Annotated in this window: 22 protein-coding genes; 14 read left to right on the top strand and 8 right to left on the bottom strand. The window is 72.0% G+C overall.

Annotation, left to right across the window (positions count from 1 at the left end; translation table 11 throughout):
• Window positions 1-3: 3 nt before the first annotated feature.
• Together ACIQNG_RS13545 and ACIQNG_RS13540 are read left to right on the top strand one after the other, a co-directional pair.
• On the top strand, window positions 4-1,218 hold the full coding sequence (locus ACIQNG_RS13545; protein WP_401484748.1) for an MFS transporter: 1,215 nt from the start codon (window positions 4-6) through the stop codon (window positions 1,216-1,218).
• A gap of 217 nt (window positions 1,219-1,435) precedes the next feature.
• A complete protein-coding gene (locus ACIQNG_RS13540) occupies window positions 1,436-1,972 on the top strand; it encodes a cupin domain-containing protein (protein ID WP_401484745.1) in 537 nt (178 codons plus the stop codon).
• Window positions 1,973-2,129: 157 nt separating this feature from the next.
• Here the strand turns inward: ACIQNG_RS13540 and ACIQNG_RS13535 are convergent, their stop codons facing one another.
• The gene (locus tag ACIQNG_RS13535) at window positions 2,130-2,789 is read right to left on the bottom strand and encodes a GntR family transcriptional regulator (RefSeq protein WP_401439974.1); all 660 of its coding nucleotides are present in this window, start codon (window positions 2,787-2,789) and stop codon (window positions 2,130-2,132) included.
• 118 nt (window positions 2,790-2,907) lie between these two features.
• Between ACIQNG_RS13535 and lhgO the strand changes: the two genes are divergently transcribed.
• Both lhgO and ACIQNG_RS13525 read left to right on the top strand, forming a co-directional pair.
• On the top strand, window positions 2,908-4,155 hold the full coding sequence (gene lhgO, locus ACIQNG_RS13530) for an L-2-hydroxyglutarate oxidase (RefSeq protein WP_401484743.1): 1,248 nt from the start codon (window positions 2,908-2,910) through the stop codon (window positions 4,153-4,155).
• A gap of 87 nt (window positions 4,156-4,242) precedes the next feature.
• Window positions 4,243-5,652: an MFS transporter gene (locus tag ACIQNG_RS13525; protein ID WP_401484741.1), complete on the top strand. Its 1,410-nt coding sequence runs from the start codon at window positions 4,243-4,245 to the stop codon at window positions 5,650-5,652.
• Window positions 5,653-5,871: 219 nt separating this feature from the next.
• On the opposite strand, the gene ACIQNG_RS13520 is transcribed toward ACIQNG_RS13525, so the two are convergent.
• Window positions 5,872-6,588: a hypothetical protein gene (locus ACIQNG_RS13520; RefSeq protein ID WP_401484739.1), complete on the bottom strand. Its 717-nt coding sequence runs from the start codon at window positions 6,586-6,588 to the stop codon at window positions 5,872-5,874.
• Between the two features lie 382 nt (window positions 6,589-6,970).
• On the opposite strand from ACIQNG_RS13520, the gene ACIQNG_RS13515 reads away from it, so the two are divergent.
• Window positions 6,971-8,368 carry a hypothetical protein gene (locus ACIQNG_RS13515; protein WP_401484737.1) on the top strand — a complete coding sequence of 466 codons (1,398 nt, stop codon included), beginning with the start codon at window positions 6,971-6,973 and terminating at the stop codon, window positions 8,366-8,368.
• 303 nt (window positions 8,369-8,671) lie between these two features.
• A complete protein-coding gene (locus tag ACIQNG_RS13510; RefSeq protein ID WP_401484735.1) occupies window positions 8,672-9,415 on the top strand; it encodes a S1 family peptidase in 744 nt (247 codons plus the stop codon).
• 83 nt (window positions 9,416-9,498) lie between these two features.
• On the opposite strand, the gene ACIQNG_RS13505 is transcribed toward ACIQNG_RS13510, so the two are convergent.
• Window positions 9,499-10,953: a serine hydrolase domain-containing protein gene (locus ACIQNG_RS13505; protein ID WP_401484733.1), complete on the bottom strand. Its 1,455-nt coding sequence runs from the start codon at window positions 10,951-10,953 to the stop codon at window positions 9,499-9,501.
• 134 nt (window positions 10,954-11,087) lie between these two features.
• On the opposite strand from ACIQNG_RS13505, the gene ACIQNG_RS13500 reads away from it, so the two are divergent.
• Window positions 11,088-11,813 carry a TetR/AcrR family transcriptional regulator gene (locus tag ACIQNG_RS13500; protein ID WP_401484731.1) on the top strand — a complete coding sequence of 242 codons (726 nt, stop codon included), beginning with the start codon at window positions 11,088-11,090 and terminating at the stop codon, window positions 11,811-11,813.
• Window positions 11,814-11,882: 69 nt separating this feature from the next.
• Here ACIQNG_RS13500 and ACIQNG_RS13495 read toward each other — a convergent pair whose 3' ends face one another.
• Entirely contained in the window at window positions 11,883-12,263 is a 381-nt protein-coding gene (locus ACIQNG_RS13495) for a DUF6281 family protein (protein WP_401439960.1), read from the bottom strand.
• 208 nt (window positions 12,264-12,471) lie between these two features.
• Here ACIQNG_RS13495 and ACIQNG_RS13490 point away from each other — a divergent pair, with 208 nt between their 5' ends.
• Complete coding sequence (locus tag ACIQNG_RS13490) at window positions 12,472-13,737, top strand: lanthionine synthetase LanC family protein (protein WP_401484728.1); 1,266 nt, start codon at window positions 12,472-12,474, stop codon at window positions 13,735-13,737.
• A gap of 91 nt (window positions 13,738-13,828) precedes the next feature.
• Here the strand turns inward: ACIQNG_RS13490 and ACIQNG_RS13485 are convergent, their stop codons facing one another.
• Window positions 13,829-14,695 (bottom strand): hypothetical protein, encoded by an 867-nt coding sequence (locus ACIQNG_RS13485; RefSeq protein ID WP_401485103.1) that lies wholly within the window; start codon window positions 14,693-14,695, stop codon window positions 13,829-13,831.
• A gap of 5 nt (window positions 14,696-14,700) precedes the next feature.
• A complete protein-coding gene (locus ACIQNG_RS13480; RefSeq protein WP_401484726.1) occupies window positions 14,701-15,345 on the bottom strand; it encodes a papain-like cysteine protease family protein in 645 nt (214 codons plus the stop codon).
• 268 nt (window positions 15,346-15,613) lie between these two features.
• On the opposite strand from ACIQNG_RS13480, the gene ACIQNG_RS13475 reads away from it, so the two are divergent.
• On the top strand, window positions 15,614-16,540 hold the full coding sequence (locus ACIQNG_RS13475) for a hypothetical protein (protein WP_401439956.1): 927 nt from the start codon (window positions 15,614-15,616) through the stop codon (window positions 16,538-16,540).
• A gap of 358 nt (window positions 16,541-16,898) precedes the next feature.
• On the opposite strand, the gene ACIQNG_RS13470 is transcribed toward ACIQNG_RS13475, so the two are convergent.
• A complete protein-coding gene (locus tag ACIQNG_RS13470) occupies window positions 16,899-17,483 on the bottom strand; it encodes a helix-turn-helix domain-containing protein (RefSeq protein ID WP_401439954.1) in 585 nt (194 codons plus the stop codon).
• Between the two features lie 148 nt (window positions 17,484-17,631).
• Here ACIQNG_RS13470 and speB point away from each other — a divergent pair, with 148 nt between their 5' ends.
• The 5 genes from speB (at window position 17,632) to ACIQNG_RS13445 (ending at window position 23,003) form a co-directional block, all read left to right on the top strand.
• Entirely contained in the window at window positions 17,632-18,624 is a 993-nt protein-coding gene (gene speB, locus ACIQNG_RS13465) for an agmatinase (RefSeq protein ID WP_401484723.1), read from the top strand.
• Window positions 18,625-18,633: 9 nt separating this feature from the next.
• Window positions 18,634-20,082, top strand: a complete 1,449-nt coding sequence (locus tag ACIQNG_RS13460) for a purine-cytosine permease family protein (protein ID WP_401484721.1) — start codon at window positions 18,634-18,636, stop codon at window positions 20,080-20,082.
• A gap of 62 nt (window positions 20,083-20,144) precedes the next feature.
• A complete protein-coding gene (locus ACIQNG_RS13455; protein ID WP_401484719.1) occupies window positions 20,145-21,011 on the top strand; it encodes a nitrilase family protein in 867 nt (288 codons plus the stop codon).
• The gene (locus ACIQNG_RS13450) at window positions 21,008-21,967 is read left to right on the top strand and encodes a carbon-nitrogen hydrolase family protein (RefSeq protein WP_401484718.1); all 960 of its coding nucleotides are present in this window, start codon (window positions 21,008-21,010) and stop codon (window positions 21,965-21,967) included. Before ACIQNG_RS13455 ends, ACIQNG_RS13450 begins: the two co-directional genes overlap by 4 nt.
• Before the next feature lie 106 nt (window positions 21,968-22,073).
• Window positions 22,074-23,003 carry a class I SAM-dependent methyltransferase gene (locus tag ACIQNG_RS13445; protein ID WP_401484716.1) on the top strand — a complete coding sequence of 310 codons (930 nt, stop codon included), beginning with the start codon at window positions 22,074-22,076 and terminating at the stop codon, window positions 23,001-23,003.
• A gap of 108 nt (window positions 23,004-23,111) precedes the next feature.
• Here the strand turns inward: ACIQNG_RS13445 and ACIQNG_RS13440 are convergent, their stop codons facing one another.
• A complete protein-coding gene (locus ACIQNG_RS13440) occupies window positions 23,112-24,329 on the bottom strand; it encodes a hypothetical protein (protein WP_401484714.1) in 1,218 nt (405 codons plus the stop codon).
• Between the last annotated feature and the right edge of the window lie 128 nt (window positions 24,330-24,457).

Genomic DNA, 24,457 nt, shown 5'->3' with positions numbered 1-24,457 from the left:
AGCATGAGTTCTCTCCTGCCATCAACAGACACTGCCCCTGAGGAGCGCACCACCCTGCCCCAGTGGGTCGCCGTCGGCGTGCTGACACTGAGCACGTTCCTGGTCGTGACCTCCGAGATGCTGCCGGTCGGGGTGCTGACCCCGATGGCCGACGGGCTCGGCATCTCATCAGGTGCGACGGGTATCAGCCTGACCATCACCGGTCTGGTCTCGGCGGTCACCGCCCCGGTGTTGCCGAGGCTGCTGGGCAACCTCGACCGCCGCGTCGTACTGGCCGTCGCGATGGTCGTCCTGGCGGTCGGCAACGGGCTCACGGCGATCGCCGACGGCTTCGGAACGCTGATGGTCTCCCGTGTCATCCTCGGCGTCGGCATGGGCGTCGTCTGGGGCATGGCCTCCGCGGTGGCCACCCGCCTGGTCGCACCCCGGAACATCGCCCTGGCGGTCTCCTTCGCTGTCAGTGGTGTTGCCTCGGCCTCGGTGCTCGGCGTGCCGCTGGGCACTCTCGTCGGCAACGCCTACGGCTGGCGGGCCGCGTTCGGGGCACTCACCGTGATCGCCCTGACCCTCGCTGCCGTCCTGCTGTTCGCGCTGCCGAAGCTGCGCAGCCCAGCAGCCGACGACACCGCGAGCGAGACGGGGCAGCGGAGGCCGCTGCTGCGGCCGGCGGTCGTGACCGGGCTCGTCGTGGTCGTCCTGCTGGTCACCGCGCACTTCGCCGCCTACACCTATGTACGGCCCGCCCTGGAAGAGCTGCCCCGGATGTCGGCCAACGCGATCGCACTGCTGTTGCTGCTCTACGGGGTCTTCGGCCTGGTCGGCAACTTCGCCGCCGGAGCCGCAGCCGGCCGCAAGCCGCGCCGGACCGTGCTGCTGCTGGCCACCGGGATCACGGCGGCGCTTGCGATCCTGGCCCTGTTCGGCGGCTCGGCGCTGGCGGCCGGGATCGCGATCGCCCTATGGGGTGTGGCCTATGGCGGGCTCTCCGTCGGTGCGCAGTTGTGGATGACTGCCGCCGCCCCGGACCGCATCGAGCACATCACCGGCCTGTATGTGGGCGTGTTCACCGGCTCCATCGCCCTCGGCGCGTTCGTCGGCGGCCTCGTCGTCGAAGGAGCGGGCATCGTTCCGCTGCTGTGGGTCACGGTGGCGCTCGCCCTGGCCTCCCTGCCCGTGGGCCTGGTCGGCCCAGGCCCCCAACGGAGCCCGCGGACATGAACCCGCCCCGCCCCACCCCGCCCCACCCCGCCACGACGCGACCCGACTCGACCGCGAACGGTGGACAATAACGCCGTTCGCCCATTCCGCCCTTCGCGGCCTGGATGATCCTGTTCCACGATCGACTGCACACCCCGAGCCCTGAGACCGACACCCGCCTGCCGGCACCGGGTGGCAACAGGCCGTGCGGGGGCTCCGACCACAGGAGGACATCACCGTGCTCACCGCACAGCACTGGATCGACATCCTCCGCCTGGAAGAGCATGCGGAGGGCGGGTACTTTCGGCGGATCTTCCAGGCGGACCACCGCCCGTACGTCCGGACACCCGGCGGCGACCGCTACACCCTGACCTCCATCCAGTACCTCCTCACCCACTGGAGTCCCCTCGGGCACTGGCATCTGAACCAGTCCGACATCATCCACTTCCACCAGCACGGCGAGCCCGTGACCTACCATCTCCTCCACCCGGACGGCCGGCACACCACCGCTGTCCTGGGTCAGGACCCCCGGCAGGGGCAGATCCTCACCCTCGCCGTGCCCGGAGGGGTCTGGAAGGCGGCCCATCTCACCGGCGGGGACCACGCCCTCCTCGGCGAAGCCGTCGCCCCGGGCTTCGATTACGCCGACCTGACCCTGGCCCGGTCCGAGGAACTCGCGGCCCGCTTCCCCGACCACACCGAACTCATCCACCGCTACTGCCGCCCGGCTCCGCCGCACCTGTCCGGCCGCTCCGCCATGCGCCCCGACCTCTGACCGGGCCGGGCCGGGCCCGGGTACGGGTCATGGGTACAGGCAAGGGCGACGAGGCCGCGTCATCACACCGTGAACCTCATGACCACGAGCCGGACGAGCCCGGTCGCCGGGCGCGGTCCGGTCGTCGGCCACGGTCCGGTCCGGTCCGGTCCGGCGGTCACTCTCCTCGCTGCGCGGCCATGACGTGATCGCGGGCGCCCTCGACATGCGTGGTGATCGCACGGCGCAGCGCCCCGGCGTCACGGTCGCGCAACGCGTCCACCATCTGCTGGTGTTCGTCGTCGATGCGTTCGAGGTCGTGGCCCGAGCGCGCCCAGCGTCGGCTGTACGGCTCCACGAGGTGCAGCAGCTGGTCGACGAAGCGCAGGGTGAGCCGCCGTTCCGAGAGGGCGTAGACGCGCCGGTGGAACTCGTAGTTGAGCGAGGCCCGCCCGGCGGCGTCGGCGCCCTGCCGGCGCATCTCGTCGGCGAGGTCCTGGAGTTCGTCGATGTCCCGGTCGCGGCAGCCGCGGATGATCTCGTCGGCCAGCAGCGGTTCCATCTGGAGGCGCAGTTCGAACAGCTCGGCGATCTCACCGCGGCTGAGCTCGGCGACGACCATCCCCCGCTGCGGCTGCACTTCGACCAGCCCCTCGGAGGCCAGCGCGTGCAGCGCCTCGCGCAGGGGGATACGGCTCACCTTCAGCTCGGTCGCGAGCTTCTCCTGCACCAGGCGGGTGCCCGGGAGCAGTCCGCCGTCGCGGATGGCGGTGCGCAGCCGTTCGGCGATGACGCCGGCGCTGTTGCTCGTGCTGGGGGTCCGGGCTGCTCGGGTCACCTCGACACTCTATCCCTTGTGCACCGACGCAGCGGCTGGTTACATTCATCACCCACTCGCTGCGACTGTATACAGTCGCAGCGCATCACGAATCTGCGCCACCAGAAAGGGCTGCCGGATGTCACGTGCTGTCGACGTCGCCGTCATCGGAGGAGGGCTGCTCGGGCTCGCCACGGCCCGGGCCCTGCTACGGGCCCGGCCCGACCTGTCCGTCACGGTCCTGGAGAAGGAAGCCCACTGGGGCGCCCACCAGTCCGGACACAACAGCAACGTCATCCACAGCGGGCTGTACTACGCGCCCGGCTCCCTCAAGGCCCGGCTCGCCCGAGCCGGCGGCGAGGAGATGATCCGGTACTGCGAGCAGCACGAGGTGCCCGTCAAGCGCACCGGAAAACTCGTGGTGGCCACCTCCACGGCCCAACTCCCCGGCCTGGACGCGCTCGCGGAGCGCGGCCGGGCGAACGGCGTCACGGTACGGCGGCTGAGCCGCGCCGAGTTCGCCGAGCGGGAGCCGCATGTCGCCGGGGTCGCCGCGCTGGCGGTCGCCGACACCGCGATGACCGACTTCGGCGGGGTGTGCCGGGCGCTGGCGGCCGAGCTGGCCGGACTCGGCGCCGAACTGCGCACCCGGTCACCGGCCCTCTCCTTCACCGCCACCGCGGACCGGACCGTGATCCACACGCCCGACGGGGAACTCCGGGCCCGGACCCTCGTGAACTGCGCGGGCCTGCACAGCGACAAGATCGCGGCGGCGGCCGGTGACCGCCCGGCGGTACGGATCATGCCCTTCCGCGGCGAGTACGCCGAGATCAGGCCCGGCCGCCGAGGGCTGGTCAACAACCCCGTCTACCCCGTGCCCGACCCCGAACTCCCCTTCCTCGGGGTGCACATCACCCCCATGCTGGACGGTTCGGTCCACGTGGGGCCCAACGCCGTGCCCGCCCTGGCCCGGCAGGGCTACCGCTGGCGCGACGTCGATCCCCGCATGGTGGGCGAGCTGCTGCGGGACCCGGCCCTGCGCGGTCTCGCGCGGCGCTTCTGGCGGCACGGGGTCACCGAGATCAGCCGGTCGCTGATCTGGCCGCTCTTCGTCCGCGACGTCCGCCGGCTGCTCCCGGAGATCGAGAGCAGGGACATGCGGCGGCACGGGAGCGGCGTACGCGCCCAGGCGGTCACGGCGGACGGGCAACTGGTCGACGACTTCGTCATCAGCCGCACCCCGCGCGCCGTCCATGTGCTCAACGCACCGTCCCCCGCGGCCACATCGAGCCTCCACATCGGCAGCCGGATCGCGGCCGACGTCTTCGAACAGCTCGGCCACGGCGATGCCGCCCGGACCGTGCGCGCGGAGTCCGCCGCGGCCTGACGGCTCCCCGCCGAACCGACCCCCCGCACCCCTTCTCTTTCTCTCCCTTCCCCTTTTCTCTCTTTCAACGGTGATCGAGGACAGCTCATGGCGAACGCCCCGCACACAGCCGCGCAGGACCCCGGACCACCCCCCGCCATCGCCCGCCGCCGGGTCGCCACCGCCACCATCGTGGGATCCGCGCTGGAGTGGTACGACTTCTATCTCTACGCCTCCATGGCCGCGCTGGTCTTCGGCAAGATCTTCTTCCCGCAGACCGACGACGCGGCCGGGACCATGGCCGCCTTCGCGACGTTCGCGGCCGGATTCCTCGCCCGCCCGCTGGGCGGCATCATGTTCGGCCACCTCGCCGACCGCATCGGCCGACGGAATGTACTGATCATCACCTTCGTCCTGATGGGCGTCTCCACCGGACTGATCGGCCTGCTGCCCACCTACGACAGCGTCGGCGTCGTGGCGCCCATCGCCCTGGTGGTCCTCCGCATCTTCCAGGGCCTCGGTTCCGGCGCCGAGTATGCCAGCGCGGCGGTGGTCGCCTACGAGCACGCCGACGAGAACCGGCGCGGCCGTCAGGGCGCCTGGCCGGCACTGGGCCTCAACCTGGGACTGCTGCTGTCGTCGCTGACCGTCACGGTGCTCACCAGCCTGGACGAGGAGACCCTGCTGACCTGGGGCTGGCGCGTGCCGTTCATCGCGAGCTTCGCCCTCGCGGGTATCGGTCTGTGGGTACGGCGCCGGGTGCCCGAGTCCCCGGACTTCCACGACAGCAAGAAGAAGCAGGAGCGGGAAGCCGCCAAGCAATTGCCGTTCGTCACCCTGCTGCGCAAGCAGCGGCGCGGCCTCCTCGTCGTGCTGGCCGTCTCCCTCGGATACAACGCCCTCAGCTATATCTTCAAGACCTTCTCCCTGGCCTATCTCGCGGACTTCCAGGATGTCTCGGCGAGCGTCGGCGCGTTCGGCATCACCCTGGCCAGTGCCACCGCCATCGTCGCCGTGCCGTTCTTCGGCTGGGCCAGCGACCGCTTCGGCAGCCGCAAGGTGCTCGCGGGCGGCGGAATCGCCTCGGCGCTCTTCGCCTTCCCGTTCTTCGTCCTGCTCGACACGGGCAACTCCGTCGTGATCTGGCTGTGCCTGATCATCGCGACGGGCGTCCTGGCACCGGCCATGTTCGCCCCGCAGGGCTCCTTCCTCTCCCGTCAGTTCCCGGCGGACGTCCGGGTCAGCGGGGTCGGCACCGGACGGGAGATCGGCGCCGCCCTCTCGGGCGGACTGGCCCCGCTGGCGGCCCTGGCCATCGTCGGAGCCAGCGCGACCAACGCCACCTGGGGTGTCTCGCTCATCCTCATCGCCGGAGCCGTCGTGGTCGTCCTCGGCTCCGTCTTCGACCAGGGTGCCCGACCGGTCGCCTCACCTGCCGTGCCACCGGACTCCGACACCGGGCGGCCCTCCGACCGGACCCCGGACCGGGACGACACCCGCGTGAGTCAGTCCCACTGACCCGCGGGCCGAGGGCAACGAGCCGCTGAACAGGTGGCCCGGACAGATGAGTCCCACGGGGCTCGCGCGTCCGGGCCACCTGAGGTGTACGAGCCCCGGCGAGGCGAGGTGGGCGACGACGTCGCCGAGTCGAGCCGCGGATTCACTTACCCCGACCACCTCGCTCGCCACCGCCCCCGAGGCGGCCACACCGGCCGGGCCCTGCTCACCCGGTCCGTATCAACTCCGTCGGCCCGGCCCCTGAACCCGCTCGCGCCGCTCGCGGATCACCGCGTGATAGTCGTCGTACCAGGGGGTGGCGGCCGCCGCACGGACCACCTTGCGGGCCCGCCGGTACTGGCCCCGGTCACGGTGTGCCGCCTCGACCACGGCCAAGACACCCAGGACGGGAAGCAGCCAGCGTATCCAGGAGGCCGGAACGAGGGCGGCCACCACCGCGCCGATGCCTCCGGCCAGGGAGATGGAGATGCCCAGACCCCACATGTAGGCCCGGGGCCCCGCCTCCTTCACCTCATCGGCGTCGGCATCGGATCCCGCTTCCTCGGGCAGCTTGTAGAGCCAGACGGTCCGCCCGAGCGGTACGGCCACCACGGCCGCGAACAGCGGCAGATAGACCACCGAGGCGAAGGCCACGGCCCGGGCGTCCTCCGCCGGGATCACCCACACCACGACCGCGCAGGTGGCGGCGATCATGGCGTGCACCCACGGCTGGATGACCTGTCGCGCCGCGAGGGTGCCTTCGGCCTCGGCGAGTTCCCTGATCTCAGGGGCGTATCTCTGGCGTCGCTTCACTTCGTGCCCCTCTTCGCCGCGCTGTAGACCGTCGATGCGCGCCGCAGCGGAGAGCGCCCGAACCCGCACCTTATCGTTCTTGGATTCCGGCGAGCAGAGTGATGTCTCGGTTCCGGTGATTCGCCGGGAGATGCGCAGATTCATCCATAACCGTCATGCGCTGACGCGGATATCCCCCCTACGACATGTGCGCTTGTCGGCGCACGGCACCCGGCCGTCGCCCGGTAGGCGTACCCGTTTGTGCTCCTTCGGTAGCCGGTTGTGCCCACTTGGCGCGCCCGGCCGGCGCGTCGTCCTGCCCGGCGGGTCGAGGGACGACGGTCCAGGGACCGTAAAACAAAAGAAATTCCTGTATCACGGGCTTTCCGCGGGATGCCGACGGCGGGATGATGGTGCGGGGACAATCGGGGCTGATCCATGCGGCACCCGTCGGCACCTCCTCGAACCCGCTTCCGCGATCGTCGCGCGCTCGCACCGGCGGCAGCCGGACACCACGAGGCGCACCTCATGCCGAGGAGACCCGCCCGTGGTGCGTCGTCAACCGAACCGTGCACTGGCCCTGTTGCTCACCGAGGCCGAGTGGAACGCCGCGGAGCTGGCCAGAGCCGTCAACGCGCTGGGCAAGGCGCAGGGCGTGACCCTTCGCTACGACCGCACCTCGGTCGCGCACTGGCTGACCGGCTCCCGGCCCCGGCCGCCCGTCCCCGACCTGGTCGCGTCGGCCCTCAGTCGCCGCACCGAACGCCTGGTCACCGCCGAGGAGACCGGCCTCACCGGTCCCTGGAGCGCCGTGGACGAGCTGTCCCTTCCCGCCACGGCCGTGACGGACGACGCCGCGGCCCGGCTGACCATCCTGGCCCGCACCGACACCGACCCCGCCCGCCGGCCCCAGCTCACCGTCTCCGCGTACAGCCTGAGCGCCGTGGAGTCCCTCGCCTGGGATCCCGGACACCCCGCTCCCACGAAGCCGCGGGGCAAGGGCAATCGGGTCTCCGCCGAGGAGATCCAGGTCCTGCGGGAGATGTGCCAGGTGTTCAACGACCTGATGGAGCGGCACGGCGGCGCCCACGCCAGGACCGCGCTGGCCGCCTACCTCGCCGACGACATCGGCCGTCTGCTGGCCGCCCCCGCAGAATCCTTCCTGCGCCGGGAGTTGTTCGTCTGTGCCGCCCAACTCACCCACATCCTGGCCCGTATGACCATGGACGCCGGACACCCCGGTCTGGCCCAGGGCTACTTCACCACCGCGCTCGACCTCGCCTCGGAGGCCGACGACCGCCGTATGTACGCGATCACCCTGCGCGCCATGAGCGTCCAGGCCCTGCACCTGGGGTTCCACGAGAAGGCGTCGCAGCTCGCCGACACCGCGCTGGACGCCGCCGGGCGGTCCGCCGACCCGGCCACCCTCTCGTTCCTGCTCAGCCAGCGCGCCGTCACCCACGCCCACGCGCGGCGACGCCGCCGTGCGGTCGGTGACCTCGCCGCCGCGGAGACCCAGCTCGGCCGCGCGACACAGCGGGCCGCGCCCTTCGACTCGTACCCCCAGGCCGGGCTCGACTACCAGCGCGGACAGGTGCTGCTGGCCCTCGGGGAGCCGGAGCGGGCGGTGCGGTCGCTCGGCTCCTCCGCCTCGGCCCGGGGCGAGGACCGGCGCAGATCGGGCGCCCTGACCCACGCCCGGCTCGCCGCGACCCTGCTGCCCCTCGGGCGGCTGGAGGAGTCGTGCGACCACTGGAACGTCTTCCTCGACCACTACCCGAGTCTGCGACTGGTCCCCGCGGATCATGCCCTGATGTATCTGAGCAGGTCCCTGTACAGGCACCGCAACCAGAGCCGCGCCGCGGCGGTCCTCCGGCGCGCCCGGACCGTCAGCCGTACCCGCCCGGCACCCGCGAAGGGCCGTCGTCCCGGCCCCGTGCCCTGACGGTTCCGGGCGCACGTCCGAGGACGCCCCGTCAGGGGTGGGGTGACGGCGTACGCGCGGCGGTCCGCGGCGGTCCGCGGCGGCCCGGCCATCGAGGGTCGGACGGAAGGCGCCTGCTGCATGGGAGCGGTGGCAGTGGGGCCGTTCGCAAGTCGCGTGGGTCGCCCCCTTGTGCGGGCGGTGCGGGTTCTGTCAGATTCTCCCCAGCCTCAGTTGTCATGGACGCCACAGGAATCCCTGTCCGTCCATGCTTCACCTGTGCATCCCCGCAGGGCTCCACCCCCCACACGATGGAGAAGACCCGTGCGTCTCAGCAGACTTGTCCCCGCTCTCGCGACCGCCGCGCTCTCCGTGGTCGCTCTCGCGCCCACCGCCTCCGCGCAGACCCCGGCGCCGCCCGCGCAGAGCGCGCCCCAGGTCGAGGTGGGCACCAAGGCCCTGCCGATCATCGGCGGCGGCTACGCGAGCAACGCCCCCTGGGCGGCCCGGCTGTTCTCCAACGGCCGGCAGACGTGCAGCGCCTCGATCATCGCGCCCACCTGGATCCTGACCGCGAAGCACTGTGTCAGCGGCGGCGGGCTCTCGTTCCGCATCGGCAGCCTCGACCAGACCAGCGGCGGCACCCTGGCCAACGCCTCCGCCGTCTACAACCACGCGTCCTCCGACCTCTCCCTGGTCCGGCTCGACCGCTCGGTCTCCGCCACCTACGCCCGGCTGGGCCAGCCGGGCTCGGTCTCCGTGAACCAGACCGTGCAGGTGTACGGCTGGGGCGCCACCTCCCAGTGCGGTTCCGAGATCAACTGCCAGTCCCAGTTCCTGAAGGTCGCCAACGTCATCGTGACCGGTGGCTGCCGTGACGCGTACAACGGCTCGGCGATCTGCGCCCGCCGCGGCGACGGCATCACCGCGGGCGGCGACTCCGGCGGCCCGATGATGGCCAACGGCCTCCAGGTCGGTGTCGCCTCCACCAGCGACCGGCAGACCACGACCGCGTACACCAACGTGACGGCGTACCGCTCCTGGATCCAGTCCGTCGCCGGCGTCTGAACCTCCGGCCGCCCTCGGGCGAGTGGGCCGCCCCCGGCATGTGCCGGGGGCGGCCCGTTCCTGTCCCACCGGCCCGGCACCCGCTACGCGGCCCTGGGGCCGCAGCGCATGCCGATGTACACGCAGTCCGTGCCGTCGGGCAGCGTGGAGAAGACCACGGGCATGTAGTCCTCGCTGAAGGCCGCGCCCACCCCCGTACCGGCGAAGACCGTCTCCGTCACCGGCAGCAGATCGATGTGGAGGGGCTCGGAGAAGTCCTTCATGCCGTCGACGAACTCGTACCGCACCCGGCCCGCGCCGTCCCGCTCGGTCACGGTGATGACCACACCCTCGCGCCGGTAGGTGCCGACCAGCGGTGCGAAGTCGACCGCGGGAGGCTCGGCCGGCGGGGCGAAGGGCTCCGGCATGGTGACCCCGGCGAGTGCGGAGAGCAGTTCACGGTAGAGGGCCGCGTAGACCTCCCGCGCGCCACCGCCGTTGGTGAGCAGCGCGACCGCGACGCCCGCCGACGGCACCACCCGCAGATAGCCGTACTGGCCGATGGACGCGCCGTCGTGCCCGTAGCCCTGGACGCCGTTCCAGTCGTACAGGGTCCAGCCCAGGCCCCAGCCGTCCGAGCTGACCGTCCACTTGTCGGGGCAGTCCACCACCCGGTGCCGCATCATCGCGACCGTCTCCTCGCGCAGCACGCGTGTGCCGTCCTCGGCCAGCCCGCCGGTCAGATGCATCCGCGCCAGCCGGGCGAGGTCTCCCGCCGTGGCGATGACCCTGCCGTAGGGAGCCGCCGAGCGCGGCATCAGGTCCCACTGCGGTGCCGGGTCCGGGTCCTGGCCCGGTGCGCCCAGGTGCCCCATCGCCGCCCGGAACCGCAACGCCTCCTCGGGCAGCGTCATGGTGTGCGTGAGGCCGAGCGGGGTCAGCAGCAGATCCTTGAGCGCCTGGTCCCACACCTTGCCGGTCACCACCTCGATGATCCGGCCGAGCACGTTGTAGCCGACGCTGCTGTAGGAGATCACGGTGCCGGGCGGGCAGTCGAGCGCCACACCCCGCGCGGCCTCGACATACCCGGCCAGGCAGTCGTCCCCGCGCCCGCTGTCGTGGGTGAAGTCGCAGGTGAGACCGCTGGTATGGCTGAGCAACTGGCGGATGGTGATGACCCTGGTCGCCTCCGGGTCGGCGACCGAGAACTCCGGCATCACCTCCACGACCGGGGCGTCCAGGTCCAGTTCACCGGATTCGGCGAGCCGCATGATCAGGGTGGCGGTGTAGATCTTGGCTATCGAGCCCATCTGGAAGACGGAGTCGGTCGTCGCCTCCACCCCCGTCCCCCGGTGCAGCACACCGCTGGCCAACTCGTGGACGGTGCCGTCGACCAGGAGCGCGAGGGACGCGCCCGGGACGTGGTGCTCGGCGCGCAGCGCGTCGAGACGGGCCTGCCAGTGGGCGAGGTCCAGCTTCCGGCCCGCGGAGGTGCGCGCCCCCCACGTGCCCCTGGCGTCCCAGTCGCCCTGCTCGTCCCAGCTCACGTTCTTCGGCATGTCGGCTCCCCTGTGATGCGTACAGCGTTCTCTCTGTGCGAACACTGTACGCACGGGTTAACGGTGTACGCAAGATGCGTACGGCGTGCGCTACGGTGAGGGAAAGCCACAGGACGAGCAGGAACGAGGGCCGTATGGCAGCCGACGAGAAGCCGACCGCATCGGTGTGGACCCGGCCCGGCCGCCCGCAGCGGGAGCAACTGACCCGCGAGCAGATCGTGGCCGCGGCCATCGAACTGCTGGACCGGGAGGGCATCGAGGCGCTCAGCATGCGCAAGCTCGGCAGCCGTCTGAACACCGCGGCCACGTCCCTCTACCGGCACGTGGCCAACCGGGACGAGCTGATCCAGCTGGTCGTGGACGACATCTACGGCGAACTGGACCTGCCGGCCACCGCCGACCGCGCCCGGTGGCGCGCGGCCGTCACCGGCATCGCCGCCGGGCTGCGGGCGATGACCCTGCGCCACCCTTGGATCGCGCCGGAACTGGGCCAGGTCGGCCTGGTCCACATCGGCCCCAACGCGATGCGGATGTCGGCGGGGTTGCTCGCCCAGTTCGAGGCGGCGGGCTTCCCCGCCGACGAGAAGGACCAGGCCGTCGGGACGCTCACGGCCTACGTCATCGGGATCGCGACCTCCGAGGCCGCGTACCTCTCCTCGATCGCCCGCAGCGGCAGGACCGAGCAGGAGTGGGTGGCGGACCTGCGACCGGCCTACGACGACGCCTCGCGGCAGCACCCGGGGCTGCGGGACGGGAACTCCGCCCGGCAGGACGTACCCCCGCGGCAGATCCGCGACGACGACTTCTCGTACGGGCTCGACCGGGTCCTCGACGGCCTGACGGCCCGGCTCCGCGCCTGAACCACCGGCGGACGACCGGCCACGGACGTGACACGCGCCGGCCGTGGCCGGCCCGCGCCCCACCCTTGGTCACCGGCGGTCGAGCGGATCCTGGATCCGGGGCGGCAGGGTACGGCCCGAACCGACGGCGACGAGCCGGGTGTCGTCGGGCGCGTCCCCGACCGCCAGCGCCACCTCGGGCGGGATGCCGTCCACCGCGTAGGCGCTGAGGGTGGTCGCCGTCTCCTCGGTCACGTCCGAGCCGCCGGTGTCGTCGCAGGGCGGCAGGGTGGCGTCACCGAGCCGCTCTCCGACCGTGAACTCCACGTCGGAGACGTCGAGATAGGTTCGTTCCTGGTACCGGACCGTGAACGCGCAGCTCGCCGCGCCCTGTCCACCGCCGCCCGCCGTGCACGCGACGGTCGACACAAGCAGTGCCACCAGCGGCACGGTCCGTCCGACAGGGCTCATCGACTCTCCTCCGTGGATGCGGCGAAGGCGGAACACCGCCCCCGCGCCGTGCGCCCGGTCCTGGTGACCGGCCGTATGAGTACGACGGAGCGGGCGCCGTTTCTGTTCGCGCGGCCACCGCGCCGGCACCTGGCGGCGAAGCCGTGGGCGAAGATCCGCCGGTGGCCCCCCTGTCGGTCGGCCGCCGCAACAGTGTGAGAGTGGGCCCATGACGGCACCAGAAGCCACGGTCGTGGTGGTCGACGAGATCGAGGAACTCGCTGCGGACGGCCTGCGGTGGCTGACCGCCGCGGCGCGCGACACCCCCGGGGGAGGGCTCGCCTGGCCGGCCAAACCCTCCGACGACGACGTCGACCTCATGCTCTACGGCGGTACGGCCGGGATCGTCCCCGTGCTCCTGGAGGCATGGCGGCACTTCGGTGACGACTCCTACGCCGACGCCGCCCTGCGCGCGGCGCGCAGCCTCGTGAACGCCGTCGACGGCGCCGAGGACGACTCCCTGTACTTCGGCCGCACGGGCATGGCCGTCGTCCTGCGGACCGTTCACGACGAACTCGGCGACACGGCCGCGGGCACCGCCGCCGACCGCGCGCTGAAGACCGTGCGGTCACGTTTCGACGGGACGCGCTGGGGCGTGCTGTTCGAGCTGATGGGCGGCAACGCGGGCATCGGCCTCGGCGCGCTGCTGGTCGGTGACGCCGAACTGGCCGTCAGCGCCGTCGAGCCGTACCTGCGGACGGCGGAGCCCACCCCGGCGGGTGTCCAGTGGGCACACCGCCCCGACATCGACTCCCGGCTGCACCACCTCTCGCACGGCACGCTGGGCATCGTCCTGGCGCTGGCCCGGATCGGCGCCGCCACCGGGCGTACGGACCTGGTCGAACTGGCGCTGTCCGGTGCCGCGGACGTGGTGGCACGTGACGAGGCGGGGCCGGAAGGCTTCCTGGTGACGCACTCCACCCCTCTGTACCGGCCCGATGTCGTCGAACCCCTCAGCTACGGCTGGTGCCACGGCCCGGCCGGCGACGCCCAGGTCTTCCGGCTGCTGCGGGACGTCACCGCCGACCCCCGCTGGCCGGCCCTCGCCGACCGCTGCTGGCACACGGTCACCCACTCCGGCGTGCCGCGGCGGCTGCGCCCCGGCTTCTGGGACAACAACGGCCGCTGCTGCGGCACCGCGGGCGTCCTCGCCCTGGCCTGCGACCGGATCGCCGAGCAGGGGGAGACGGACGACTTCGCCCATGTCCTCGTCGCCGACCTCGCCGCCCGTGCGACCCGGGACCGGGACGGCGCCCGCTGGTCGAACTTCGCGTACCGCGCCACACCGGGTGACCTCGAACCGGGTACCGGCTGGGCGGCGGGCAACGCGGGCATCGTCCGCGAACTCCTGCGCTTCGTACGGCTCAGCCGCGGCGGCGATCCCCGGTACGCGTTCCCCTGGCCCGACCAGCCCCAGGTGCCCCGCCGGGGGTGAGGGCCGGGCGGGAAGGACGAGGCGAGGGGACGGGCCCGGACACACGGGGACACCCGTCGCCGGGTCTCGGCGACGGGTGCCCCCGCGCGGCTCAGGCCCGGCCGCGGCGCCTGACCGCCGCCACCCCGCCCAGGGAGACGGCGAGCACCGCGCCCGCCCCGGCGGCGACCGAGGTCACGGTGACGCCACCGCCGTCCCCCGCCCCGGGAGTCGCCGCGACGGTCGCGGCGGCCTCCACCTCGCCCCCCGGCTCGGTGGAGGAGTCATAGCCCCCGGCGACGCCCTTCTTCGCGTACGCGGAGCCGGGCAGCTTGTCGCCGTACGCCGCCCGGACCCGGGCCCGGTAGGCGTCGAGCGTGCTGCCCTCGGCGCCGACCGCGCGTATCGCGTCCTTGTCCAGCGGGAGCACCTTCGCCCCCTTGCTGACGAACCAGGCGTCGATCTGCGGCTCACGGAAGACCGTGCCGCCGGGGAGCAGACGCTCGCCCCGCTGCGCGTACCGGAACTCGTCGTCACCGGTGGCGATGTTCACCACCTGCCACGCGCCGGCCATCGGGGCCGCCCAGACGGACGCCTTCTGCCCGTCGGACGCGACCGCCTTGGTGGCGAGGAACTCCGTTCGGGCCACGGGCGCGCCCGCCTTCCCGGCCACGAACTCCGGCGACAGGGTGCGGACGGGCACCGTGGAGCCCTCGGCGCGGGGCGCCGCCGCCGACCTGGCGACCGCCCCGTCCCGGGCGAAGAAGCGGGACAGGGTGTCCAGTGTGGCGGGAGCGGTGGCCGCCTCCCTGGCCTCCGCCAGATCGGCGGTCGACGGCTTGCCGGCCGGAAGGGCGGACGTACCGCTGTCGGCGGCGGCCGTGGACGCCCCGGCCAGGGTGCCGAGCGCGCCGAGGGCGAGGCAGGCCGCGAACGCGGCGGTGACGGACGTTCTGTTGGTGCCCGAGGTCCGCTTCATCGCGCTCACGCCCCGATCCGGTACAGCGAGTGGGTCCAGGAGAAAGAGTTGTTGTTCACGTACCAGGCGTGGGAGCCCCAGTTGTAGCGGCTGCTGGACGGCCAGGGGTCGGCCCAGTAGACCCAGCTGTTGGCGGTGTCGTAGCCGTAGATCACATGCATGTGACCACCGCCGCTGGACCACTGGATCCTGGTCTCGATGGGACGGTTCTGGTCGATGTCGGTCTGCACGGCCGGGTAGCGCAGCCAGTTGTTGATGTACGACCCGGGCCGTACGCCCGCCCAGCTCAGCCCGGTCTGCACATTGCCGAGCGTCGCCTGGTTGTTGGGGCACTGGGAGTTCTGGCTGCGGTTGAACGCGGCGTTGCAGAACTGGTTCTGGCTGTAGTTCCGGCCGAAGTAGGCGGCGATGGTGTTGCCACCCGCGGCCCAGCACCAGTTGGTCTGGAGCTGTGCCTGCATGGTGATGTTCAGACGCTTCGCCGCGAGGGCGGAGATCGGGTCCGCCTGACTCGTCGCGGTCGTCGCGGTCGTCGCGGTGGTCGTGGCGGGGTCGTGGGCCGGTGCGGCGGCGGCCGACGACATGGGCACGCTGATGAGTGCGGCAAGGGTCGCGGCGACGGCTCCGAGCCGTCTCCTGGTCGTGCGCATGGCAGTCCTCCCAGAGGGGATCGGTGGGGGTGGAGGAGCGCGTCCGGACGCTGCGGACTGAGCATCAATCCTTGTCGCGGGCAGGTCAACGCGCTTCAATGCGGTGGACACGGCGCTGTGAACGCCGGGGCTGTGATGTGAACGCATCTCTCCCGCGTCACCTGGACGGCGGTCGACGCCTGTCCGCGCGGCCCGGCGCCGTCGTGAACGTTCACTGGGCGCCCTACCGGGCACACACGGACGCGCCCGAAAGCCGCTGGAGGTACGTATGGGTCACACCGAGGCCGATCTGGTGCAGATGCTGCACACCGGCCCGTTCCATCTGGCGCTGCGGGCCGCGCTCTCGGTGCGCGGACTGCCGCTCCAGCGGGTGCAGCACCATCTGGCGCACCGGGGCATCAAGGTGGGTGTCACCAGCCTCAGTTACTGGCAGCAGGGGGTGCGCCGTCCCCAGCGGCCCGAGTCGCTGCGGGCCGTACGCGCCCTGGAGGAGGTGCTCGAACTCCCGGGGAACTCACTGGTCAGGCTGCTCGGCGAGGAGAGCGCCCGCTCCACCGCCGAGCGCCCCGCCGCCCGTTCGTACCGCTCCCTGCTGGAGGTCTCCGCCACCGTCGAAGAGCTGCTGGCGGAGCTGGAGAGCCCGCTGGACGGCGGACTGCACACGGTGGGCCATCACGAGCGGGTGGGCATCGGCCCGGCGCGCGAGTTGCTGGGACGCGACTCGCAGCATGTCGTGCGGGCCCACCGCGACGGCGTCGACCGCTATCTCGCGATCCACCACGGCGACCCGGGCTGCGACCCGTCGCGGGTGCGGGTGAGCGCGGGGGAGAACTGCCGTACCGGGCGGGTGCGCTGGCACCGGGAGTCGGGGATCGTCATCGCCGAACTGCTCTTCGACGCCCGGCTGCGCGCAGGGGAGACCTACTACTTCGGCTACGGCGTCCAGGACGGCACCGGCGGCCCGAGCAGCGAGTACGTACGCGGCTTCACCTACGCGGGCGGCCAGTACGTGCTCCAGGTCCGCTTCGACGACGGCGCGCTGCCGGTGCGGTGCCGCAAGTTCGCCCAGGCGACGACGGGTGCGCCGCGGGGGGCCCGGACCGATCTCACCCTGAGCGGCCTGCACCGCACGGTCCACCTCGTGGAGCAGGGCGTACGGCCGGGCATCCTCGGCATCGACTGGGACTGGGACTGAACCGGGGCCAGCCACGCCGTGGGCGGCCCCCTTGGGCCGGTCGCCTTCGGACCAGGCCCCCTTGGGCCGGTCGCCCTCGACCAGGAAGACCGCCGCCAGCAGCACGATCAGGAGGAACGGGACCGAGATCAGGAAGATCCACCGCCATCCGAGGTGCGCGCGACGGCCTCCCCCGCGCCCTGGAGCATCTGATCAGCACGAAGGTGCCGCTCCGGACGATCACGAAGCGACCGGACGTTCAGGAAGAGGGTGAGTCGAACGTCCCGCCGCTAGCGGGACGTCCTGGTCACGGCGGCGCAGGCAGCCGCGCTCGAAGCACCGGACAGGCGGGGCACGGTATCAGGCGGGCCGGGCCCGGTCAGTGGGAGCCGCTCCAGGGCGCCGGCACGAAGGTCCAGGTGACCTCGGCGGGGCCGGGGCCCGAGTTGTGCCAGGTGTGCGGCTCGCGGCCGGAGAAGGTCAGGGTGTCACCGGCCGCGAGTATCTCGGTGCGGTCGGTGAAGCGGACGGAGACCTCGCCGCTGACCACATGGAGCACTTCGACGTCGCAGTTGATCGTGTAGAGATCCTCACCGCCGTGGGCCCCCGGCTCCAGCCGTGAGCGCAGGATCTGGATCTTCGACTGGGCGCGGGGAGTGACCATCCGGTCCTCCACGCCGTGCCCGCCCATGTTCAGCCGGGGGGCCGCGGCGAGCCGGATCACCTCGGTGTCGGCGCCCTCGAAGAGCGAGCCGACCGGCAGGGACAGCACCTGGCACAGGGTGACCAGTGAGGTGACGCTCGGTGAGGTCTCGTCGCGCTCGACCCGGCTGAGGAACCCCCTGGTCAGGCCGGTGGCGGCGGCGACCTGCTCGATGGTGAGGCCCTGGGCCTTGCGGCTGGCCCGCAGCCGTGCCCCGACACGGACCGGATCGGGGGACGGCGTCGGGTGCAGCGCTTTCATCGACATCCTCGCGTCACTCGTTCGGCTTTCGGACGACCCTTGACAGAGCGGTCACTCTGCGCAAACACTACCCGGAATACAAGTTGTCTAATAGGCATTCTTTGTTGTGTATAGGTAACTTCCCTCCTGGTACAGATCCGAGGTTCGGATGAACTCCGTCGAACCCCCGCGGCCCCCGGTCGGCCCCCCGGACGCGAGTCTCAGTCCCCGCTACGCGGGGATCGCGACCTTCGCCCGGCTGCCCCGCCTGGAAGACGTCCCGCGCGCCGACATCGCCGTCGTCGGCGTGCCCTTCGACAGCGGGGTGAGCTACCGCCCCGGCGCCCGCTTCGGGCCCGCGCACATCCGCGAGGCGTCCCGGCTGCTCAGGCCCTACAACCCGGCGCAGGACGTGGAGCCCTTCGCCGCCCAGCAGGTCGCCGACGCGGGCGACATCTCCGCCAACCCGTTCAGCCTCGACGAGGCCGTCGCCCAGATCGAGGCCGCCGCCACGGAACTGACCGGGGACGGCACCCGGCTGCTCACCCTCGGCGGCGACCACACCGTCGCCCTGCCGCTGCTGCGCGCCGCCGCCCGGCGGCACGGCCCGCTCGCCGTGCTCCACTTCGACGCCCACCTCGACACCTGGGACACCTACTTCGGCGCCCCCGTCACGCACGGCACCCCCTTCCGCCGCGCGTCCGAGGAGGGACTCATCGACCGCACCGCCAGCCTCCACGTGGGCACCCGGGGCCCGCTGTACTCTCGCCAGGACCTGCGCGACGACGAACGCCTCGGGTTCGCCGTGATCTCCAGCCCCGAGATCGAGACCGAGGGCCTGCCCCGGGCGATCGAGCGCATGCTCGCCCGACTCGGCGACCGGCCCGTGTACCTGTCCATCGACATCGACGTCCTCGACCCGGCGCACGCCCCCGGCACCGGGACCCCCGAGGCCGGCGGGATGACCAGCCGCGAACTCCTCGCGATGATCCGCGCCCTGCGCGCCACCCGCCTGGTGGGCGCCGACGTGGTCGAGGTGGCCCCCGCCTACGACCACGCCCAGCTCACCGCCGTCGCCGCCGCCCACACGGCCTACGAGATCCTCTCGGCGATGACCCCCGACCACCTGCCTGTGCCGGACACCGGCCCCGAGAACGAATAGGGGAAGGCGATGACCTCCTCGGACATGGCGACAGAGCGCGAGTCGGCGATCGAGCAGCACTCGATCGACTACGTGCCCTCCGTCGAACGACACGGCAAGGTCTGGCACCAGGGACCGTTCTGGTTCACCGGCAACTTCGTCCTGCCGACGATGGTCGCCGGATTCGTCGGCGCCTCCATGGGACTGAGCGTCTGGTACAGCGTGCTGGCCATCGTGCTCGGCGTCGTCGCCGGAACGTTCTTCATGGCCTTCCACGCCAACCAGGGCCCCCGGATGGGCCTGCCCCAGATGATCCAGTCCCGCGCCCAGTTCGGCAGCCGCGGCTCCACGGTGCCGTTCGCCGCGACCGTCTTCGTCTACGTGGGCTTCCTGGTCTTCGACACCGTCCTCGCCGAACAGGGCCTCGGACTGGTGCTGCCGGACGGCAAGCTCTTCTGGTACCCGGTGCTGATCGCCGTCTCGATCGTCATCGCCGTGGTCGGCCACGACCTGCTCCACTTCGTGCAGCGCTGGCTGACGTACCTGCTGGTCGTGGTCTTCGCCGTCCTCACCGTCGTCGCCATCGTCCACTTCGGCTCCAACCCGGTCCCCGCCGACGTGCCCGCCGCCACGGCCGGCTGGGACACCACCGCCTTCCTGGTGCAGTTCTCCCTCGCCGCCGGATACAACATCAGCTACTCGGTCTACGTCTCCGACTACACCCGCTACCTGCCCGCGAACGTGCCCGCACGGGGCCTGATCACGGCGGTGTACTCGGGCGCCGGATTCTCCGCCGTCTGGCTGATGTCGCTGGGCGCGATCCTCGCCAGCTACCTGCCCGACCCCGATCCGATCCTCGCCCTGCGCGAGGTCGGCGACCTGCTCTTCCCCGGCTTCGGCCTCATCGTCGTCATGGCCTCGGTGCTCGCCCTGATCTCCATCATGGGCGTCAACGCCTACGGCGCGATGCTCACCGGCGCCAGCGCCCTGGACGGCTTCCGCAAGGTGCGCCCCACCGTGCGGCTGCGCGTCACCGGGCTCGTCGTGGTCGGCCTGGTCTCCCTGGTGGTCGCCCTGCTCATCCCGGACGACTACATCGGCAGCTTCAACAACTTCGTCCTGATGATGCTGTACTTCCTCGTCCCGTGGACCGCGGTCAACCTGGTCGACTTCTACTTCGTGCGCCGCGGCAAGTACGCCATCGCCGAGATCCTCAAGCCGGACGGCATCTACGGCCGCTGGGCGTGGCGCGGGGTCACCGCCTACGTCCTCGGGTTCGCCGCGATGATCCCGTTCTTCTCGACGAGCTTCTACGTCGGCCCCGCGGCGGAGGCCCTCGGCGGCGCGGACTTCTCGTTCGCGGTCGGCCTGATCGTCGCCGGCGTGCTCTACCTGCTGTTCTCCCGGAACCTGGACCATGAGGCGGAAGCCGCCGCGCGGGTGGCGAGCGAAGCCGAACTGGAGGGATCCACCCGATGAGCCAGCAGTCTCCGACGCCCCGGCAGCCGCACCCCACGGCACCCTTGGCATCCACGGCCTCCATGGCATCCACGGCCCCCGGCGCCCCGAGCGCCGAGGTCACCGTCGCCGTGTGCCAGATCGCCCCCCGGGTCGGCGACACCGAGGGCAACCGGCGGCGGATCCGTACCGCGGTGGAGACGGCGGCCGGACGCGGCGCGCGGGTCGTCGTCCTGCCGGAACTGGCCGCCACCGGCTACGTCTTCGCCGACGCGGAGGAACTGCGGGCCGTGGCGGAGCCGCTGGACGGCGCCACGCTGAGGGAGTGGGAGGCCCTCGCCGCCCGCCACGACCTGGTCGTCGTCGGCGGCTTCGCGGAACGCGGCGAGGACGGACACGTCTACAACGCGGCGGCCCTCGTCGACCCGACCGGACTGCGCGCCACCTACCGCAAGGCCCACCTGTGGAACGGGGAGAAGACCTGGGGCTTCTCCCCGGGCGACACATCCCCGCCGGTCGTCGACACCCCGTACGGCCGCATCGGGTTCATGGTCTGCTACGACCTGGAGTTCCCCGAGTGGGTGCGGCGCGCCGCCCTGGACGGCGCGGAACTGCTGTGCGGCCCCGTCAACTGGCCGCTCTACCCGCGCCCGGAGGGCGAGCGGCCCGGCGAGATCGTCCGCGTCCAGGCCGACGCCTCCGTGAACCGCATGTTCGTCGCGGTCGCCGACCGGACCGGCACGGAACGCGGCCAGGACTGGCTCGGCGGCAGCGCGGTCATCGACGCCGACGGCTATCCCGTGACCCCGCTGCGGCTGGGCGAGGAAGCGGTGCTCACCGCCACCGTCGACCTGGCCGCGGCCCGTGACAAGGCCATCAGCGAACGCAACGACGTCCACGCGGACCGGCGCCCCGCGCTGTACGCACGCCCCGCGGAGGAGCGGTCATGACCACCACCGTCGCCATCGTCCAGCAGCCGTCCGCCCTGCTGGACCTGGACGAGTCGCTGCGCCGGGCCACCGCCCACATCACCGAGGCCGCCCGGGCGGGCGCGGACCTCGTCGTCTTCCCCGAGACCTGGCTCACCTGCTACCCGGCGTGGGTGTTCGGGCTGGCGGGCTGGCGGGACGCCGAGGCGCGGCACTGGCACGCCCGGCTGCTGGAGCAGAGCCCCGTCCTGGACCCCGGGGGCGACGACGCCCTCGCCCCGGTACGGGCCGCGGCCCGGGAACACGGGGTGACGGTCGTGCTCGGCCTCAACGAGCGGGCCGCGCCGTCCTCCGGCTCCCTCTACAACTCCCTGCTCACCATCGGCCCGGACGGTGGCACCCTCAACGTGCACCGCAAGCTGACGCCCACCCACACCGAACGGATCGTCTGGGCGGCCGGGGACGGAGCGGGGCTGCGGGTCGTCGACACCCCGGCCGGCCGGGTGGGCTCGCTGGTCTGCTGGGAGCACTTCCACCCGCTGGCCCGCCACGCGCTGCACGCACAGCACGAGGAGATCCATGTCGCCGCCTGGCCCGACATGCCGGAGAGCCATGTGATCGCCGCCCGCTCGTACGCCCTGGAGGGCCGCTGCTTCGTGGTGTCGGCGGGCCTGGTGCTGTCCACCGACGACGTCCCCGCCGATCTGCTGGCCGCCTACCGGGCCGGAGTGGGCCCGGACGCGCCGGGAAGCGGCCTGCTCTTCACCGGCGGTTCGAGCGTCGTCGGCCCCGACGGCGCCTGGATCGTGGAGCCCGTCCTCGGCGAGGCCCGGCTCATCACGGCGCGCCTCGACACGGGCCGCCGCTACGAGGAGGCCCTGGACCTGGACCTCGCGGGCCACTACGGCCGCCCCGACGTCTTCAGCCTGTCGGTCGACCGGACCCGACGCGGGAGCGGGGTGGACTTCACCGACTGAACCCGGACGCGGGGCGTGGGTGCAGGGATAGTGGCGGTGTTGCCCGGGGAAGGATCACCGCCAGTACGTCGTCCCGGCCGTGTCGTCGACCGAAGGGCCCCTCGCCTTGCGCGCTCCGAACCCGACCGCCGTACGTGAACCTTCCCTCACCCTCTTCGAGCGGTTCCCCGCGCTCCAACGGGGGCTGGACCGGCTGGAGAGCCGGCCCACCGCCTTCGGACTGCTGATGTGGGCCACCGGCCTCGCCCGGCCGGTGTTCCTGGACCATGTGCGCACCCCGGAGCCCCGTGCCGAACTGGGCGCGGTAAGGCGGCTGTTGGAAGACAACCGGCCGTGCTACGCGAAGCGGCTGACCGGCTTCCTCGACCATGCCGACGCGCTCGCCCGGATCCCGCTGCGCGGGGTGGAGAAGGCGGCCACCGCCTACTGGGGCAACACCTGGCTCCCCCCGCTGGACGCGCTCTCCCTCTACGGCATGCTCGCCGAGCGCAGACCGGCCCGGTATGTGGAGGTCGGCTCCGGGAACTCCACCAAGTTCGCCCGACAGGCCGTCTCCGACCTGGGGCTGAACACCCGGATCACCTCGATCGACCCACAGCCGAGGGCGTACGTCGACCATCTCTGCGACGTCGTGCTCCGCGTGCCGCTCCAGGACGCGGACCACACCGTCTTCGCGGAGCTTGAGGCGGGCGACATCCTCTTCCTGGACGGCTCGCACCGGCTCCACATGGGCTCGGACGTGATGGTCTTCTTCCTCGAACTGCTCCCGAGGCTCAAGCCCGGTGTGCTGATCCAGGTCCACGACATCATGCTCCCGGCCGACTATCCCGCGTCCTGGCGCTGGCGGCTCTACTCCGAGCAGTACCTGCTGGCCGCGCTGCTCACCGCGGCACCCGAGCGGTTCGACGTCCAGCTCCCGAACGCCTTCGTCCACGCCGACCCCGAACTGCGGCAGATCCTCGCTCCCCTGTGGCGGCGGCTCGGGGTGACCCGCCACTTCCACCCGGCGTCCTTCTGGTGGCTGCACCAGGGCTAGGGCCCGTCGTTCGGATCATCCCGGCGTCGGCCGACCGAGCAGCACCGTTTCTCATGGCCGGGCTGATCCGAACGACAGACCCTGGTGCGCCGCCACCGGGGATCGTGGTCAGGGCGTCGCGCGGTACAGGCCCGGGGCGAGGTAGACGGAGAAGCGCGGGGTGTCCCCGCCCCGGTAGGAGATGAAGTTCTGGGTGAGCGACTCGGTCAGGGGGCGGTCGGCGAGGTCGTCCAGCAGCTTGGAGTAGGGGTCGGCCGACAGGGAGCCCTCGGAGCGCAGGAAGGCGGCCACGCGGTCCCGGGCGGCGGCGTCGTGGTCGTGCACGGGGATGAGCGGGACGTAGACCGTCGCGCTCGGCAGATCGTGGCGGGTGTCCAGGGTGAAGGTGGTCACGGGGGGTTTGCGCCGCCAGGCCGCCGTGCCGTACGGGCCGTTGATCTGCTCCAGCGCCCGGGTGAACAGGCCGGGGACGTGGTCGCGGGCGATGGCGGCCTTGGCGTCGATGTCGGCCGGACCGACACCGGAGTGCGCGAAGTAGAGCTGGGCGCGGAAGTCCGGGCCGCCGGTCAGGTCCAGGGCGATCGCCACCGGCTCGTGGGCCGGGCCGAACTCGCCGCCGAGGTGGTTCGCCAGTGCCTGCCAGGGGGTGTGCAGACCGAGGGTGCGCATGGCCCGCGCGGTGCGCTGCGCGGACCGTTCCCGGCCCGCCACCGCGGGGTTGAGGAAGATCTTGTACTCGGGATCCGCGCCCGGTCGCCAGGCCACCGCGTGGGCCAGGGTGAAGTAGCCCTGGGGGTCCTCGTCGATGAAGAGGTCCTCGATGGCGAGCAGCCGGTCGAGCGAGACACCGGGGCGTCCGGCCAGACGCCGGGTGAAGGCCATCCCGTCCCGCATCCGGGAGAACGCCGTGCCGTCACCGGGGGCTTCGAGGGAGAGCCGGACCCCGGCCTGGTCACCGGCCCAGGCGACGGACGGTTCGAACGGCGAGCCGTCGATGGCGACCCAGCCGGCGCGTTCGGGAGGGGTGCCGACGGGGCGGCCACCCCAGGGCTGGGTCAACTCCTGGAGCAGGGCGAGCACCGAGGCATGGCTCTCACCGGTGAGCCCGAGGCTCCGCCAGGCGCGCCGGACCCGGTCGGCGGCGACCTCGGCGTAGGTCGCGTCGGGCGGGTAGCCGGGGGAGTCGAAACGCATCGGGCGGCCGATCATCTCCGCGATGACGCCCGTGTCGGGGCGGAAGGCGCCGGTCGTGGTCCTGCCTGTGGCTGACGCCGTGGATGTGGTGCTGGAGGCGGCTGTGGAACGGTGGGGGACTGGGGCATCCATCGGATCTCCTTCTCGCGGTACGGAATCTCGGCGAACGGGGTCCGGCCAGGCGCGCGATCGTCTCACCGAGGCGTGGCCCACGGCCGTGCTTTGCCGAAGGTTGGTCGGCCACCGAGACGGACGGGCGC

The sequence above is a fragment of the Streptomyces sp. NPDC091377 genome (assembly GCF_044757045.1).
Classification (GTDB): Bacteria; Actinomycetota; Actinomycetes; order Streptomycetales; family Streptomycetaceae; genus Streptomyces.
This window is presented reverse-complemented; position numbering and strand designations above follow the sequence as displayed.